This window comes from Mesorhizobium sp. P2_D6 (assembly GCF_056404315.1).
This window is the reverse complement of the sequence record NZ_JBFUEG010000004.1, coordinates 235466-252072: the sequence shown is the minus strand read 5'-3', so window position 1 is coordinate 252072 and position 16607 is coordinate 235466. Positions and strand designations below refer to the sequence as shown.

Genomic DNA, 16607 nt, shown 5'->3' with positions numbered 1-16607 from the left:
AAACCGGGAGGGTCGGATGACAGCGGGAATGGCCAGGAGCGGAGCGCCACCGCGCTTCAGCGCGGTGCTTTCGAAGATTTGCGACGGCGCGCTCTATCTCGCCTGTATCGGGATGGTCGTCATGACCGCGCTCGTCGCCTACCAGGTGTTTTCCCGCTTCGTGCTCAACGCGTCGCCGAGCTGGACGGAAGTCACAGCCATCATGCTGATGAACTGGTTCATCTTCCTGGGCGCGGCGGTCGGCGTGCGCGAGAACTACCATATGGGCTTCGACGTGCTGCTCTACATCCTGCCGAAAGGCAGCAAATGGGCGCTGCGCACATTGTCCGACCTGATCGCGTTCGGCTTTGGCTTCGGCATGGTCTGGTATGGTTGCAAGCTGGTCGGGTTGACCTGGCACACCGTCATTCCGGCGCTCGAACTTCCCGGCGGCTTCGACTATCTGCCACTGGTCGCCGGCGGCGTTTTGATCTGCCTGTTCTCGGCCGAACGTATCGTGCTGCGCTGGTCGGGCGTCGACATCGACAAGGACATCAATCTCGAAGACGTGCCGGAGATGCCGGCCGTGCAGGAGGCCTAGATGGAACTCTGGATCCTGTTCGGCGTCTTCACGCTGTTGATGTTTGCCGGCACGCCAATCGCGTTTTGCCTGGGTGCCGCATCTTTCGCCACCGTGCTTTATCTCGGCCTGCCGCCCCTGGTGGTCTTCCAGCAATTGAAATCAGGCATGTCGGCGTTCTCGCTGATGGCGATCCCGTTCTTCATCTTCGCCGGCGACCTGATGGTGCGCGGCGGCATCGCGCAGCGCATCGTCTCCTTTGCTGGCTCACTGGTCGGCCATGTCAGGGGCGGGCTCGGTCAGGTCAACATCATCGCCGCGACATTGTTCGGCGGCATTTCCGGCTCGGCGGTGGCTGAAGCCGCTGCTGTCGGCGGGCTGATGATCCCGCAGATGAAAGAGCGCGGCTACGGCGCGGACTACGCTGTCAACGTCACCTCGATGGCGGCACTGATCGCGCTGCTTTTGCCGCCATCGCAGAACATGATCATCTATTCGATCGCCGGCGGCGGCAAGATTTCGATCGCCGACCTGTTCACCGCCGGCATCCTGCCCGGTCTGCTGTTCGCCGCGTCGCTGATGGTCACCGCCTATTTTGTCGCCCGCAGCCGCGGCTACCCGGTCGAGGCCTTCCCCGGCTTCTCGCGCGTCGGCCAGTTGGCGGTGATCGCGGTTCCCGGGCTGCTGCTCATCGGCATCATCTTCGGCGGCGTCCGCTCAGGCATTTTCACGGCGACGGAAAGCTCCTGCATCGCCATCATCTACGCCTTGCTGGTCACCGTCTTCGTCTACCGCTCGATGGCCTGGAGCGATTTCGTCCATGCCACCAAGGGCGCGGTGCGCACGACATCGATGGTGCTTTTGATCATCGGCACGGCGGCCTCGTTCAGCTGGCTGATGGCCTATCTCAAAGTGCCGGTTCTGCTGATCGCCGGGATGAACGCCATCTCCACCGACCCGCTGGTGGTGCTGCTTTTGCTCAACGTCCTGATGCTGCTGCTCGGCACCTTCATGGATATGGGGCCGATGATCATCATCTGTACGCCGATCTTCCTGCCGCTGGTGACGCATTACGGCGTCGACCCAGTGCATTTCGGCGTCATCACCATCCTCAATCTCGGCATCGGCCTGAACACGCCGCCGGTTGGCACGGTGCAGTTCGTCGCCTGTGCGGTTGGCAAGATCACGGTATGGGAAGCGATGCGATCGATCTGGCCGTTCTATGGCGCGGGTATCGTGGTCCTAGGACTGGTGACGTATATTCCGGCGATCTCGCTCTGGCTGCCGAGTGTCTTCAAATAGGGCAAATAGGGCGTCTTCAAACAGGGGTGCGACATGGCATCGGATAGCGCTGTTGATCTCAGGGTCGAGAGAAAACCCAAACTGTCGGAGACCGTCGTCGCGGCGATCCGCAAGCAGCTGCATGCGGGCGAGATCCTGCCGGGCCACAAATTGCCGACCGAGGGCCAGTTGACCGAGACTTTCGGCGTCAGCCGCACCGTCATCCGCGAGGCGCTGGCCAAGCTTTCCGCCGACGGCCTGGTCGAGGCGCGCCAGGGCGCCGGCGTCTTCGTCACCGAACACATCTCGACCATGTTCGGCGCGCTCGCCGCAGACATGGGAGCCAAGGATTCGGTCGCGCTCAACGTGCTCGAGGTGCGCCTGGCCGTCGAAATCGAATCGGCTGGGCTCGCCGCCATCCGCCGCAATGCGGCGCAGGAAGCGGCGATCCAGGAAGCGTTCTTCGAATTCGAGCGCCTGCTTCTCAACAGCGAGCCGACCGGTCCGGCCGATCTCGCTTTCCACCGGGCAATCGCCAGCGCCACCAACAACCCGTTCTATGTCGAGATGCTCGATGTGCTGGGCCGGCGAGCCATTCCCTGCGACGTGACCTCGCCCTGGTCGACCGAACTGGTGCAGTCCGACAGCTATCAGCGCGGGCTGCAGCGCGAGCATCTGGTGATCCTGGATGCGATCACATCGGGTGACGCCGAAGCCGCGCGCGAGGCGATGCGCGCCCATCTCACCGCCAGCCAGCAGCGCTATCGCGAGCGCCTGCACGCACGCCAGGTCTTTTATGCCGACTCGGTCAAGGCGGCGGAAACCGAATAGAAGAATCAGCTGGAGCAATGATGGATCATCCCCATACCGACTATACCTCGCGTTTCGCCATCGACCCGGTAGCCGCGGCGTCCATGGGAACCGACGAGTTGCGTCACAACTTCCACATTGACGACCTGTTCCAGCCGGGACGCGTCAGCCTGACCTATACCCATTATGACCGCATGATCGTCGGCGGCGCCGTGCCGGTGGCGGAATCGCTGCCGCTGGAAGCGATCAAGCCGACGGGCACCAGGAATTTTCTCGACCGCCGCGAGCTGATCATCGTCAACATCGGCGGCGCCGGCTCGGTGACGGCAAATGGCGAGACCCACCCATTGCAGGCACGCGACATGCTTTATCTCGGCATGGGCAGCACCGATGTGTCGTTCGCGTCGGCCGATACGGGCCAGCCGGCCAAGTTCTACCTGCTCAGCGCGCCGGCGCATCACACCCATCCGAACCGATTGATCCGTATCGGCGACGCCAAGCGTCTCGACCTCGGCAGCAAGGAGACCTGCAACGAGCGCTCGATCTTCCAGTTCATCCATGCCGAGGGCGTCAAGACCTGTCAGCTGGTGGTCGGCATGACCCAGCTGGCGCCGGGCTCGGTGTGGAACACTATCCCTTGCCATGTGCATGACCGACGCATGGAGGCCTATCTCTATTTCGATCTGCCGGAGACGGCGCGCGTCTTCCATTTCATGGGCGAGCCGGACGAAACCCGACATCTCGTCATGGCCAATGAGGAGGCGGTGCTGTCGCCGGGCTGGTCGATCCATTCGGGCGCCGGCACCTCCAACTATGCCTTCATATGGGCGATGGCCGGCGACAATGTCGACTACACCGATGTCGATCCGGTGCCGCTGGGCGAATTGCGTTGAGCGGGCCGTCCACCTTCAGCCTCGCCGGCAGGCGCATCCTGGTCACCGGCGCCAATACCGGCATCGGCCAGGGCATCGCGGTCTCGATTGCGCGCGCCGGCGGCACCGTCATCGGCGTCGGCCGCTCGGCGATGGATGACACGCAAAGGAAGGTCGGCGAGGCCGGCGGGCAGTTCGAGGCCGTGCGGTGTGATCTCGCCGATCATGACGCCGCCAAGGCGATGCTCGACCAGGTCTGGGAAAAGACTGCACCGATCGACGGCTTGGTCAACAATGCCGGCATCATCCGGCGCGCCGATGCGGTCGATTTCACCGAGGCCGACTGGGACGACGTCATCGACGTCAATCTGAAGACGCTGTTCTTTTTGAGCCAGGCTTTTGCCAGGCGCGTGCTGGCCGATCCCGGGCGCCGTGGCAAGATCGTCAACATCGCCTCGGTGCTGAGTTTCCAGGGCGGCATCCGCGTGGCGTCCTACACCGCGTCGAAACATGGCGCGCTCGGCATAACAAGGCTGCTCGCCTGCGAATGGGCGGCAAAAGGCATCAACGTCAACGCCATTGCGCCGGGCTATATCGAAACCAACAACACCGAGGCGCTGCGCGCCGATCCCGACCGCAGTGCGGCCATACTGGCGCGCATCCCGGCCGGTCGCTGGGGCGAGCCGGAAGACATAGGCGACGCCGCCGTCTTCCTGCTGGCGCCGGCGTCCGACTATATGCATGGCGCGGTGGTTCCGGTCGACGGCGGCTGGCTGGCGCGATGAGGAGAGGGTCATGACCGAGCAGAAGATTTTCGCGCAGGCCGGCGAGAGCGCCTGGATGCCGACGCCGGACGGCAACAGGCGGCGCGTCCTCTTGCATACGGATGAGCTGATGATGGTCGAGTTCAGCTTCGACAAGGGCGGCGTCGGCGCGCTGCATTCGCACCCGCATGTCCAGGCAAGCTATGTCGCCGAAGGCCGCTTCGAGGTGACCATCGACGGCCGCATCGAAACCATCGAGACCGGTGGCAGCTTCATCGTGCCGTCCAATCTGGTGCACGGCGTCAAGGCGCTGGAGGCCGGCCGCCTCGTTGACAGCTTTACCCCGCATCGGGCCGATTTCCTGGCCTGATAGCCTTTCCGGTCTGTTCCAGAAACGGAAAACCCGCGCCTCTTGGGAGGCGCGGGCCTGTTGCCTGTGCGCTTGTAGCGCAGCGGTACTCGAAACATCGCCGCAGGGTTCGGACGGTGCCGCAACATTGTGAAGATAGGTTTAACGCAACTCGCCCCTTCAGCACTTGAAACACGGCCCCATATCGGCCAATCAAATAATGCGGGTCACGGCTATGTGCTCCAAAAGGGGCCGGGGGAAAAGGGATTTGCCAAAGCTTGAGGCAGTTGTCGGTTTTCTCATGGCGCGCTCAAGCCGCGAGCTTGCTCGTCTGGTGACGTCGCTGACAATTCGCTGGCGATCGAGACCGAATGCGAAGGCGGCGCGCGCCAACAAGATCTTCATAGCCGGGTGCGCACGCAGCGGAACGACCCTGACGCAAAGCATCATGAACACCTTCGAGGACACCTTTGTTTGGAAGCCCGAGGCGCGGCACACAAAATTCTATCTGCTGGATTGCCAGGAAAACAATCTGGTCATCAAGCGCGCCTCCAGGACCTTCGCCCATCTTGCGAAGCTGCCCGCCGGCATCGGCCTTATCTACTGTGTTCGACACCCTTTGGATGTACTGACCAGCATGCATCCGCAGACCAGGAAGGAGCGTCGATTTCATACCACGGCCGACCGCTGGGTCCTGGAATACGATGCGCTGCTGAGCTTGAGAAAGGCGCAGCCGGGGCGGGATGTTCTTTACGTGCGCTACGAAGACACGATTGCTGACCCGGACGCCGTGCAACAACTGATCGCAAACCGGTTCGGACTTCGTCCGAGAATGCCGGCGGCCGAGGGCGTGCAAGGCCCGATCCACTCACGCTCGCTGCGGAAATGGGAACGCAACGAAGAATATCTTGCCTATCTTCAGCAGCAGCTGTCACCGGCGGTTCTTGCACCTATGCATGTCTTCTGTCGCGAATTCGGCTATGACATGCCTGCCTGGGCCGGCTCAACCGGCTGAAGCAACCAACGCCGCTGCAGCCCAAGCCGCACGCCAAGGCGAAGACGACAGTGCTCGACAGGCCGAGCAAGACAAAGATGATGCCCAGCGTCATCGTCGGTTTCCTGCGAAGGAGCGTTGTGGCCGGGTGGTGGCTGCGCTACTCACAAGGGACACGCGGTGAATCATTTGGCCGATCTCCACATCCCTTCGAAAATCGCTTCCTGCACGGTGTCCGACTGATGCCGGCACAAGCAGCGAGTGTACCGACGCACGATCCCAAACGGCGTGTCCTCAAGGACGTGTTCGGCTTTGACGATTTTCGCCCGGGCCAAGCGTCGGTGATGGAGGCGCTGCTTGCCGGCCGTCATGTGCTGGCGGTCATGCCGACGGGTGCCGGCAAGTCGCTCTGCTATCAGGTGCCGGCGCTGGTCAAGGGTGGGCTGACGATCGTCGTGTCGCCGCTGGTGGCGCTGATGCAGGATCAGGTCGCGGCACTGCGCCTTGCCGGCGTCGCGGCTGACACGATCAACTCGTCGATCGATCGCGACGCCAATGTCGCGGCATGGCGGCGTGTTGCGTCGGGCCAGTCGCGGCTGCTCTATCTGGCGCCGGAGCGGCTGATGACCGAGCGCATGCTCGATGCGTTGGCCAGGCTCGATGTCAGGCTGATCGCCATCGACGAGGCGCATTGCATTTCGCAATGGGGGCCGGCGTTCCGGCGCGAATATGAAGATCTGTCGCAGCTGCGCGGCATCTTTCCCGACGTGCCGATCATTGCGGTGACGGCGACGGCGGACGAGACGACGCGGGCAGACATCGAGACGCGGCTGTTTGGCGGGCGTGTGGAAACGCAGGTGCTCGGCTTCGACCGGCCGAACATCAAGCTTGCCATCGAGCCCAAGCAGGACAGCAAGCGGCAATTGCTCAATTTCATCCAGCGCCATCAGGGCCGCAGCGGCATCGTCTATTGCCTGTCGCGCAAGAAGACCGAAGAGATGGCGGCCTTCCTCGAGAAGAACGGCGTCACCGCGCTCGCCTACCATGCCGGGATGAGCAAGGAGGCGCGTGACGCCAACCAGAACGCTTTCATGACGCTGTCGGGCGTCGTCATGGTAGCGACCATCGCCTTCGGCATGGGCATCGACAAGCCTGACGTCGCCTATGTCTTCCACACCGATCTGCCGGGCAGCCTGGAGGCCTATTACCAGGAAATCGGCCGCGCCGGCCGCGACGGCCGGGCGGCGGAGGCGCATATGCTCTACGGTCTCGGCGATATCCGCATGCGCCGCATGTTCATCGAGGACGAGGACGCTGCTGTCGAGCACAAGCGCCGCTCGCATGGCCGGCTCGACACGCTGATCGGCTATTGCGAGACGGCGGAGTGCCGGCGCCAGGTGCTGCTCGGCTATTTCGGCGAAGAGGCTTCGCCTTGCGGCAATTGCGACAACTGCCTGGAGCAGTCGCCGCGCGCCGACGGCACCACCGAGGCTGGCATCATACTGGCGGCGGTCGCGCAAAGCGGCGAGCGCTTCGGCGCCGGCCATGTCATCGACATCCTGCTCGGCCATGAAACCGAAAAGGTGACGGGCAGGGGCCATCACAGGCTGGCAGCTTTCGGCAGCGGGGCCGCACACAAAAAGGACTTTTGGCAGTCGCTGATCCGTCAGTTGGTCGCGAACGGCTTCCTGGTGCCGGATCCAGGTGGCCATGGCGGCTTGGCCATCGCCGACAAGGGTCATGCGCTCGGCCGTGGCGAGGTTCCGTTCCAGTACCGCGTCGAGACGCGCACCCGCGCGGCGCGCCGTGCGGCTCGTGCCGGCCAGAATCCCCAGGGTGAAAATGTCGATGCGTCGTTGCTCGCCACCCTCAAGACGCTGCGGCTGCGTCTGGCCAAGGAGCGCCAGGTGCCGGCCTATGTGGTGTTTTCCGACCGCACGCTGATCGACATGGCCGAACGCCGCCCGCATGACCTCGACGCTTTCGCCGAGGTGAACGGCGTCGGTGCGGCCAAGCTCAAGGAGTTCGGCAAGGTTTTCCTGAGCGCCATTGCCTCGCATCAAGCCGATGGATCGGTGTGATCACGAGTTGCGGCCCATTTGCATCTGATTGGGCAAATGGATTTCGGCGGGCGGCATCGGCCACAATCTGCCGCAGGAAGCGCCGCAGGCTTTCGCCAGGCGGTGATCGACGTCGACGGACATTGATCCTGTCGCGGGAAAACGAAACGGGCGGCCATTGGCCGCCTGTTGTGGAAGGACGCAAAGCCCGACGCTGTCAACGAGCGGATCGCCCGCTTCCTGCAAAACAGGACTGTGTGAAGGCGTTCACAGAGGCGAACTTAGATAGGGCTAATATGCCCTAACTTAGCGAAGACGAGACAGCCGGTTTTTCCATTCCGCATCTGTCCTCGCCGAGCTTCGGGGGACTCTGCAACTTGCATGAAACGAACGGGGCGCGCCGAATTTTTCGGCGCCCGCTTGGCTATGGGAGCAGGGCATGCCGACGCGTGAGGGGATCGACGTTTCGCATTATCAGAACGAGGCCGGGGGCAGCGGCGCCAGCGCCATTAAGTGGACGCGGGTCGCCAATGTCGGGGTCAAGTTCACCTTCGTCAAGATATCCGACAAGACCAGCAAGGACGCATTCGCGGTGCGCAATGTTGCCGATGCCAAGGCGGCGGGATTGCTGGTGGGGGGATATCACTTCCTGCGCAACACCGCTTCCGGCGCCGACCAGGCGCATGCCTTCCTCAACACGGTGTCGTTCGGCAGCGGCGACCTCATTCCATCGCTCGACATCGAACTCATTCCGGCAACGCCGGCGGCGCGGGGCGCCTATGTCCAGAAGGCGAAGGATTGGGTGGCGGCGGTGCGGTCCGCCCATAGTGGCCGTTGGCCGTTCATCTACACCCGCGCCAATATCTGGCAGGCGCTGGGCAACCCGAGCGGCTTCGGCAACTGCCCGCTCTGGCTCGCCCGCTACGGCTCCAGCCCGCCGCCGATACCGTCAGGCTTCACCAACTATGCCATCTGGCAATTCAGCCAGTCGGGCAGCATCGACGGGATCACCGGCAAGGTGGACGAGAACCATCTGGCGATGTCCTTCGCCGAGTTTCGCTCGCGCTACAGCCTGTAGGCAAGGTGATCCGGCATCGGATCGCCTGCTCAGGCGGCTTCGCGTTCGCCCTGCGCCGGCGAGTCCGTTTCCAGGCGCCGGCTGTATTGGCGCGGCGAACAGCCCATGACGCGCTTGAACGCCGTGCTGAAGGCGCTTTCGGATTCATAGCCGAGCGCCAGCGCAATAACCGACACCGGATCGCCGGAATGCATCAACCTGTCGCCGGCGAGCATCATGCGCCAGCGCGTCAGATAATCCAGGGGTGAGGCCCCGACCGTCTGCTTGAACTTCAGCGCAAAGGTCGATCGCGACATGCCGGCGCGCTCGGCCAGCGTCTGCAATGTCCAGGCATGCGCCGGGTCTTCGTGCATGGCGGCGATCGCGGCGCCGATCTGCCTGTCGGTCAGCGCGAACAGCCAGCCGACGCTGTCACGAGCCCCCATATGCAGGCGCAAGGCCTCGATCAGGATCATATGGGCGAGATGCTCGACGATGAGAAAGCCGCCGGGACGCCGCTGGCGCAATTCCTGCATCATCCGCTCCACCGGCCAACGCAGCGCCGAATGGTCGCTGTCCCCACGGATATGGACGATGGGCGGCAGCATCCGCAACAGGATGCCGGCATGGTCGCCGGACAGCGCGAAGCGGCTGCTGACCAGCAGGAAATCGCCGCCGCCATTGTGGGTGGTGATGCCGCCGGTGCGCGCCGGTGAAAAGATCGTTCGGGCGTCGACCGTCGGCAGGCCTAGATCGCTGGCAAGCCGAAAAGGCCGGCCGCGCGGCAGCAGGAAACAGTCGCCGGCGTCAAGGCGCACCGCGTCATCGACCCCCTCGACCGACAGCCAGCATCGACCGGAGACCACGGCGCCGCATTTGATGGCGGCCTGCTGGTCGGGGAATTGGATCGCCCAGTCGCCACCGGCCTCCAGGCCTGCGGACAGGTAATTGCGCGGCTTCAGGAGCGACAGCACGTCTGACAGCGGATCCATGAGCAGTACCGGACGATTGCGAAGATATTTCGGATTTTACAGCATAGATCGTATGATCTCAACCTTCTATCTCCTTCGGCAAGGGGCTGCCTCGCGCGGCCTTCGACGAAACCAAGGAGAAATCATCATGCGTGTGTTCGTTACCGGTGCCACCGGTTTTGTCGGTTCGGCCGTTGTGCGGGAATTGCTTGGGGCGGGTCATCAGGTGCTTGGCCTTGCCCGCTCGGAGGCGGGTGCGAAGTCGATCGTGGCCGCAGGGGCCGAGGCGCATCGTGGCGATATCGAGGACCTGGGCAGCCTGCGCAGCGGTGCCGCCCAGGCGGATGGCGTCATCCATACGGGCTTCAACCACGACTTTTCGAAATTCGCCGCCAGTTGCGCAGCCGACCAGCGCGCCATCGAAACGCTCGGCGCGGTGCTGGAAGGTTCGGAGCGGCCGCTGCTTGTCACCTCCGGCCTCGCCGGGTTTGCGCAGGGAAGGGCAGCGACCGAGGACGACAAACCCGCGCCTCCATCCGCCGCCATGCCGCGCGCTTCGGAAGCGACGGCCATGGCGCTTGCCGCGCGCGGGGTGCGCGCATCGACGGTACGGCTTGCGCCGACCGTCCACGGCGACGGCGACCACGGCTTCGTGCCGATGCTGATCGCCATTGCCCGTCAAAAGGGCGTCTCGGCCTATGTCGGCGACGGCATGAACCGCTGGGCCGCGGTGCACCGGTTCGACGCCGCCACCCTGTACAGGCTGGCGCTGGAGAAGGGGACCGGCGGCGTCAGCTATCACGCGGTTGCTGAACAAGGCGTGGCGGCCAGGGAGATCGCCGAGATCATCGGCCGCCGCCTCAACCTGCCGGTCGTTTCCAAAAGCCCCGAGGAGGCGGCCGGGCATTTCGGCTTCCTCGGCCATTTCATCGGCAGGGACCTGTCGGCTTCCAGCGAGCAGACCCGCAATGCGCTGGGATGGCTGCCGACCGGGCCGGGGCTCATTGCCGATCTCGACCGGCCCCGCTATTTCGAGGCTTGAACAAGGGATAGGTCAGGGGCCAGTTGCATTGCGTCAAGAGACAGCCAGGCGATCAGCGGCAGGGCGAATGAAGGGCCATCCGCAAAACCGCTGATCGCGCTCCGTCCATGTCGCTGCGCTGCAGCCGCAGCAAAGCCTGCACGGCCGCGGCAAGGACAAACAGGGCATAAAGGCTGCCCAGGGCCCAGACGAGTTGTTCGCCCGTCACTGGAATACCGGCCCGATGCAGCGCATCGCCGATGGCCGCTCCCGGTATCGCGATGAAGAAGGCGGCCGTGATGCCGAACAGGAAGCCGATCATCGCGCCGGGAAACGATGCTGCCGGCAGCGCGACGACCACCGCCAGCAGCATGAGCAGGATGATGAATGCGGGCTGCGACACTGCCGGGAAACTCCGCCAACTGACGACCGAGTAGCGGCAAAGGCCTGGAGATCTATTCCGATCGGCCCGGATTGCGCTCGGCGACCCGTCATTTGTCCCGGTAAAGGATCATGCCGGCGTGGTGCAGCACGCCATCAACAAAGTCTCCGTCGGCAGTGAAGCCGGTGTCGTCCCAATAATCGATGTGATTGCCCGTCACGACATATCGCCCGAGATAGGCGCGTTCGCGTTTTCCCCTTGCCTCGACATAGCGGCCGTTGGCCAGGAGTTCGTGGCGGATATTACGGTCGGCGGTGACCCACATGCCGACATAAGGATTGGTGTTCATCGGGGGGTGCTCGGTGGTTGCGGAGTTGAATAGCGCCAAGACAAGCGACGCGGCGACGGAACGCGTCAATGCGCCGCCCGCGTCGGGCGCACGACGATCTCGTTGACGTCGACATCGTCCGGCTGCTCGATGGCAAAGCGCACCGCCCGGCCGATGGCGTCGGGCTGCAGCGCGATGGCGCGATAGCTGCTCATCGCCGCCGCCGCTGCCGGGTCGGTGATCGTGCCGGCAAGTTCGCTCTCGACCACGCCCGGGTGGATGCAAGTGACGCGGATGTCGTTGCGTTCCTGCCGCAGTCCGTCGGAAATGGCGCGCACGGCATACTTGGTCGCGCAATAGACCGCCGCCGTCGGCGACACGGTAAGCGCCCCGACCGAGGCAATGTTGATGATGTGGCCCGAACCGCGCGCCGTCATCTCCGGCAACACCGCCGCGATGCCGTTGAGCACGCCCTTGATGTTGACGTCGACCATCTGGTCCCATTCATCTGTTTTCATCGATGCCATCAGGGACAGCGGCATGATGCCGGCATTGTTGACGATGACGTCGACCCGGCCCCAGGCCTGGCGCGCCGCGTCGGCGAAGGTCGCGACATCGGCGCGGTCGGTGACGTCGAGCCGGCGGGTCATGATCTCGCCGCCGTCTGCGCGGATTTTCTGGGCCAGAATTTCCAGCCGGTCGGTGCGGCGGGCGCCGAGCATCAGCCTGGCGCCGGCGGCGCCGAGTTCGCGAGCGATGCCGGCGCCGATGCCGCTGGAGCCACCGGTGACGAGAACGATCTTGTCGAGGGACATGGCAACTTTCCTTTATGTCTGGACTGAGAGGTGGGTTGCCAGGGAGATACGCCGAGAGCATTGTTGCGATAAGACACCCATTTCGCCACACTATGGAAAGCGAAGCTAACCAGTGTCACCTGACATCAATGCACTGGTGGTCTTTGCGCTTGTCGCCGAGGAGCGGAATTTCCGCGCTGCAGCCGATCGGCTGGGCGTCAGCCGCTCGGCCGTCAGCCAGACGATCAAGCGGCTGGAGGAGAGCCTTGGCATTGCCCTGGTGCAACGCACCACGCGCAGCGTTAGCCTGACCGAAGCCGGCGAGAGGCTCCATGCCGAAGTCGGACCGGCCATTGCCGACATGCGCTCCGCGCTCGAGGCGACACAGGCACTGCGCGACCGGCCGCGCGGGCAGTTGCGGCTGGCCGTATCTTCGGTCGCCGAACGCTTCCTGTCGGGACCGTTTCTTGCCGGGTTTGTCGAAGCCAATCCCGAGATCCAGCTCGATATCACGGTGACCGATGAAGAGTTCGACATCGTCGCCGAAGGCTACGATGCCGGGGTTCGGCTGGGCGAGGTCATCGCACAGGACATGATCGCGGTGCCGGTTGCCGGCGACGAGCGGCAAATTGCCGTCTGCTCGCCCGCCTATCGCGACCGGTTCGGCGTGCCGTCGCATCCAGCCAACCTTGCCCGCCATCGCTGCATCGGCTGGCGTCCGGCGCCCAAGGCCGCGCCGTATCGCTGGGAGTTCGCCGAATCCGGAAGGGAGTTCCGGGTAGACGTCGCGCCGGAGATCACAACGAATGACATGGCGTTGATGGTCAAGCTGGCGGTGGCCGGAGTCGGCATCAGCTTCGGCATGGAAGAGAGTTTTCGCTCCGCAATGGAGCGGAGCGAACTGATACCTGTGCTCGAGATTTACTGCCCGCGCTTTGCCGGCTTCTACCTCTATTACCCGAGCCGCAGGAATGCCGCGCCGAAGCTGCGCGTGCTGATCGACCATCTGAAGCGTTGGCAGCTGTGATGCCGAAAAGAGACCCGCGCGATTCCCCGCACTGTGTCAGTTAGAGGTCGCCCTTCCTGATTTTGCCGTAAACGATATTTCGGTTCGAGCCATAATAGACTTTCGCGTCGAAAGAGCTCCCACCGAGGGCGGCATTGATGATGTCCCACATATCGTCAGCCGAACGCAGGATGAGCGGCCAATCCATGAAGGTCTCCATGTAACCATCGGTCGTGATCTCGTCGCTGAAATTGGCAAACAGGAATTCGCCACCAGGCTTGACGAATTCCATGGCTCTTTGCAGCAGGCGGACGCCGATGGCACGCGGCAGGTAATCGTAAAGCCCCGATGCGTAGACGAGATCGAATGTGCCAAGAGCATAGGCGCGGCGAAGAATGCCGCGTACAGAGCCCTGGAGTGCCTCGACTGCCGTGCCGGCAAAGTCGTGGTTCACGGTGGCTACGCTGATGTGGTCCTGGTCCAGGCCTATCCAACGTTGCAATTTGCGCTTGGCCAACGCGTCAGAGCGTTCGGCTTCCCGCAGGTGGCCGCAGGCAATTGCCAGGACCTCCGCCTTCGCCACACCGCTGGCCGTCTCGTCGACGGTCCTGGCCAGGATATCTCGCCGCTCGCGCCCCGCCACCGAACTGGCGGCTTCACTGGTGTACGCGTAAATTTGCCGACCAAGTAAGGTCGACGAAGCCACGGCATCGTCGGCAGCGGGATGCTTGTAGTAAATGTCCAGCAGGCCTGCATCGCCTGAATACCCGCGCGGTTTTTCGACCGACCAACGCGTGAACGGATCCTGGATCAAATATTCCGCGACCCGATGCTGCTGAGCCAACGGGACGAGTTTCTGCCAGACCGCGGGAGCAACCTGCCGGCGGAGCTTATGGAGTCTGCCCGCCAGGCGGTGGACGATGGGGGCGGCCGGTTTGTGCCGCATGAAGGCTTGGTGAGCAAGATCCAGTATCAGGGCGAGCTGGGCCGTCCTGTCCCTCAACTCGTTAGTGTCAATCGTCTCTTCAGAGGTAGGGGCATGTTTCTTCATCAGTCTGGTGGTGACGAGGCTGTATTCGTCGAGCTGCACTTTTGGGTCGATTGGCATGCCAGTTTTACTCTCCGGTTTTACCCCCCGGTCCCCGGCAAACAGCATAGGTGCGTCGCTGCACGATGCGAACTATTTTAATAAAATTTTAATAAAACTTTAGCCAATTGAGCGGTCCTTCACCTTGCTGAACTGGCTAAATCCGAACCGCCTGTTTACCGTCGGTTAGCGACATCCGACTTTTCCTGCGGACAGTAACGCCTTCATTCTCCGACGGCGGGCGACCTCGGCTATTGCATTCGCTACTGCAGATCGTGGAGGAGCGTTGCAATGCAACTGAGCGAGGACGTTGCCCAGAAGGTGGCGGTTGCGATTGCACGCCCGCGGTGGCATTCGGCCGATCCGGAACTCCTGGCGCTGTTCCTGCAGAAAGATGCCGATGAAAATCGCAGGCTCGTGCGATGGGGTATTGCGGCTGCTGTAGTCAGCTATGTGGCCTATGGCCTCTTCGATTGGTTTCTTTTTCCGGATATCGCCGATCGGCTTGTTTTGACCCGCGTTGTGCTGGGGATCACTTCCCTGGCGCTTGTCGAATTTGTCGCCCGACGGGGCTTCGCCCTTGCCACCTTGCACCTTGTAGCGGCGCTGGCGATCGTATCCGGTGCCCTCGGATGGCTCGTCTCCGCCCTTGGAACAGAGCATCAGGATGCCCTCTCCCATTTCATGGTTTTTGGCACCGTGTTTATCCTGGGTGCGAATTTGTTCTTCAACTTCCGGTTTGGGCTTTCGGCCATTGCCTCGGCGACGGTCGCCGCAAGCTTTGTGTGCGCCGCGCTGTTCTTCCTCCAGGCCGACATCGTTGGCCGGGTCGTGCTGTCGGCCTATTTCGTGAATTGTCTGGTGTTGTCGCTGTATCTTTCCTGGCGACTTAGCTTGGAGCGGTACCAGACTTTCCTGCACGCACTTCGGGCACAGTTCCAGGAGCAGGCTGCTATCAGGAAGGGGCAGAAGCTAACCGAAATCGCGGACACCGATCCGCTCACGGGAATGAAAAACCGGAGAGCGATCATTCGAGAGTTCTCGGAGCTGCGCGAAGACTGGGCCGCGGACGACGACGAGATAGGCCTCATTCTGATCGACGTCGACTACTTCAAAAGGTTCAATGACGGACTTGGTCATCAAGCCGGCGACGATTGTCTGATCAAACTCGCCCAGGTCCTTTCCGAAATAGCGGCTTCGAATAACGCCGTCGCGGCACGCTATGGCGGAGAAGAATTCGTCATTCTCTGCAAGGTCACCGGACGGGCTCACCTTCACGAAATAACGCAGCAATTTTGTCGCGCTGTGGAGGACTTGGACATCTATCACCCTGATCGGGGTGACAAGCTCAACATTGTCACGATCAGTGCCGGAGCCTCGTTGACGCGCGCCGATCAGAGCATAGAGCTTAGAATCCTGCTGCAGGAAGCTGACCGCGCACTCTACGCGTCCAAGTTTGCGGGTCGGGCTACGTTCACAATTTACGACCCGCACGCCACCGGCCGGGATCGCTCCGGCGAAAATCTTTCAGAACTGCTGAAGCTGGCAGTTTCCAACCAGCTCGTTTCTGTCGCCTACCAGCCAATTTGCGACCTGGCGTCTGGACGGGTGCTGGGCCACGAGACGCTGATGCGGGTATGTGACTTCGACGGCACCATGATCAGTCCGTCCGTATTCATACCCGTTGCAGAGCAAACTGGCGCGATAGTGGAACTGGGTACGTGGCTGGTCGATCGAGCCTGCGGTGACATGGCTGAATACGGATTGGGCTCGGTCGTGACCGTGAACGTATCTGTTTTTCAGCTCAAGGTTCCTAACTTTTCACTCCGGATCACCGAAATCCTTGGTCGGCACGGCCTCGCCCCACAGAAACTGGCCATCGAAATCACCGAAGGCAGTGACATCTTTCTAGAGGCGCAAGCGGTAAGAAACGTGGAGCGGCTGCGAAAATTGGGCGTTCAGATCTGGCTGGACGACTTCGGAACGGGATTTGCTGGCCTTACATGGCTCCGCCGTTTCAAATTCGACGTGGTCAAGATCGACCGCAGCTTCCTCCACGATTGCCAGACGTCTCATGGCTTGAGCCTGTTGCGAGACATGGTCGGACTGCTTCGCAATCTTGGCCATGTCGTGCTCGCCGAGGGCGTTGAAACGGAAGAGCAGTACATATTGCTGCAGCGCCTGGGGGTAGATTTGATGCAGGGCTTCCTCACCGGGCATCCGGTCCCGATCGAAGAAGTAAACCAGATCAGGCAAGGCCTCGTTGCCTAGC

Annotated in this window: 17 protein-coding genes; 12 read left to right on the top strand and 5 right to left on the bottom strand. The window is 62.6% G+C overall.

Going from position 1 to position 16607, the window contains the following annotated elements; translation table 11 throughout:
• The first annotated feature begins 16 nt into the window (after window positions 1-16).
• The 9 genes from AC1D1L_RS10890 (at window position 17) to AC1D1L_RS10850 (ending at window position 8767) form a co-directional block, all read left to right on the top strand.
• Entirely contained in the window at window positions 17-580 is a 564-nt protein-coding gene (locus tag AC1D1L_RS10890) for a TRAP transporter small permease (RefSeq protein WP_477341137.1), read from the top strand.
• Window positions 581-1861, top strand: coding sequence for a TRAP transporter large permease (locus AC1D1L_RS10885; protein WP_203280293.1), 1281 nt, complete (start codon window positions 581-583; stop codon window positions 1859-1861).
• A 33-nt stretch (window positions 1862-1894) separates the two neighbouring features.
• On the top strand, window positions 1895-2671 hold the full coding sequence (locus tag AC1D1L_RS10880) for a FadR/GntR family transcriptional regulator (RefSeq protein ID WP_477341135.1): 777 nt from the start codon (window positions 1895-1897) through the stop codon (window positions 2669-2671).
• A 20-nt stretch (window positions 2672-2691) separates the two neighbouring features.
• Entirely contained in the window at window positions 2692-3543 is an 852-nt protein-coding gene (gene kduI, locus AC1D1L_RS10875) for a 5-dehydro-4-deoxy-D-glucuronate isomerase (RefSeq protein ID WP_477341133.1), read from the top strand.
• Window positions 3540-4307 carry a 2-dehydro-3-deoxy-D-gluconate 5-dehydrogenase KduD gene (gene kduD, locus AC1D1L_RS10870; protein WP_477341131.1) on the top strand — a complete coding sequence of 256 codons (768 nt, stop codon included), beginning with the start codon at window positions 3540-3542 and terminating at the stop codon, window positions 4305-4307. The genes kduI and kduD overlap by 4 nt, the downstream gene beginning before the upstream one ends.
• Window positions 4308-4317: 10 nt before the next feature.
• Window positions 4318-4656: a cupin domain-containing protein gene (locus tag AC1D1L_RS10865; protein ID WP_477341129.1), complete on the top strand. Its 339-nt coding sequence runs from the start codon at window positions 4318-4320 to the stop codon at window positions 4654-4656.
• A gap of 247 nt (window positions 4657-4903) precedes the next feature.
• Window positions 4904-5650, top strand: a complete 747-nt coding sequence (locus AC1D1L_RS10860; RefSeq protein ID WP_477341127.1) for a sulfotransferase — start codon at window positions 4904-4906, stop codon at window positions 5648-5650.
• Between the two features lie 221 nt (window positions 5651-5871).
• Complete coding sequence (recQ, locus tag AC1D1L_RS10855) at window positions 5872-7710, top strand: DNA helicase RecQ (RefSeq protein ID WP_477341125.1); 1839 nt, start codon at window positions 5872-5874, stop codon at window positions 7708-7710.
• 418 nt (window positions 7711-8128) lie between these two features.
• A complete protein-coding gene (locus AC1D1L_RS10850) occupies window positions 8129-8767 on the top strand; it encodes a glycoside hydrolase family 25 protein (RefSeq protein WP_477341123.1) in 639 nt (212 codons plus the stop codon).
• Window positions 8768-8796: 29 nt separating this feature from the next.
• Here AC1D1L_RS10850 and AC1D1L_RS10845 read toward each other — a convergent pair whose 3' ends face one another.
• Window positions 8797-9738 carry an AraC family transcriptional regulator gene (locus AC1D1L_RS10845; protein WP_352556795.1) on the bottom strand — a complete coding sequence of 314 codons (942 nt, stop codon included), beginning with the start codon at window positions 9736-9738 and terminating at the stop codon, window positions 8797-8799.
• 127 nt (window positions 9739-9865) lie between these two features.
• Here AC1D1L_RS10845 and AC1D1L_RS10840 point away from each other — a divergent pair, with 127 nt between their 5' ends.
• Entirely contained in the window at window positions 9866-10759 is an 894-nt protein-coding gene (locus tag AC1D1L_RS10840; protein ID WP_477341121.1) for an SDR family oxidoreductase, read from the top strand.
• Between the two features lie 52 nt (window positions 10760-10811).
• Here AC1D1L_RS10840 and AC1D1L_RS10835 read toward each other — a convergent pair whose 3' ends face one another.
• The 3 genes from AC1D1L_RS10835 to AC1D1L_RS10825 form a co-directional block, all read right to left on the bottom strand.
• Complete coding sequence (locus AC1D1L_RS10835) at window positions 10812-11141, bottom strand: hypothetical protein (RefSeq protein WP_477341119.1); 330 nt, start codon at window positions 11139-11141, stop codon at window positions 10812-10814.
• Window positions 11142-11229: 88 nt separating this feature from the next.
• Complete coding sequence (locus AC1D1L_RS10830; RefSeq protein ID WP_477341466.1) at window positions 11230-11508, bottom strand: Atu4866 domain-containing protein; 279 nt, start codon at window positions 11506-11508, stop codon at window positions 11230-11232.
• A 26-nt stretch (window positions 11509-11534) separates the two neighbouring features.
• The gene (locus tag AC1D1L_RS10825) at window positions 11535-12263 is read right to left on the bottom strand and encodes an SDR family oxidoreductase (RefSeq protein WP_477341117.1); all 729 of its coding nucleotides are present in this window, start codon (window positions 12261-12263) and stop codon (window positions 11535-11537) included.
• Window positions 12264-12375: 112 nt separating this feature from the next.
• Between AC1D1L_RS10825 and AC1D1L_RS10820 the strand changes: the two genes are divergently transcribed.
• Complete coding sequence (locus AC1D1L_RS10820) at window positions 12376-13269, top strand: LysR family transcriptional regulator (RefSeq protein WP_477341115.1); 894 nt, start codon at window positions 12376-12378, stop codon at window positions 13267-13269.
• A gap of 40 nt (window positions 13270-13309) precedes the next feature.
• On the opposite strand, the gene AC1D1L_RS10815 is transcribed toward AC1D1L_RS10820, so the two are convergent.
• On the bottom strand, window positions 13310-14356 hold the full coding sequence (locus AC1D1L_RS10815; protein WP_477341113.1) for a class I SAM-dependent methyltransferase: 1047 nt from the start codon (window positions 14354-14356) through the stop codon (window positions 13310-13312).
• A gap of 270 nt (window positions 14357-14626) precedes the next feature.
• Here AC1D1L_RS10815 and AC1D1L_RS10810 point away from each other — a divergent pair, with 270 nt between their 5' ends.
• Window positions 14627-16606: a putative bifunctional diguanylate cyclase/phosphodiesterase gene (locus tag AC1D1L_RS10810; RefSeq protein WP_477341111.1), complete on the top strand. Its 1980-nt coding sequence runs from the start codon at window positions 14627-14629 to the stop codon at window positions 16604-16606.
• The last annotated feature ends 1 nt before the right edge of the window (window position 16607 follow it).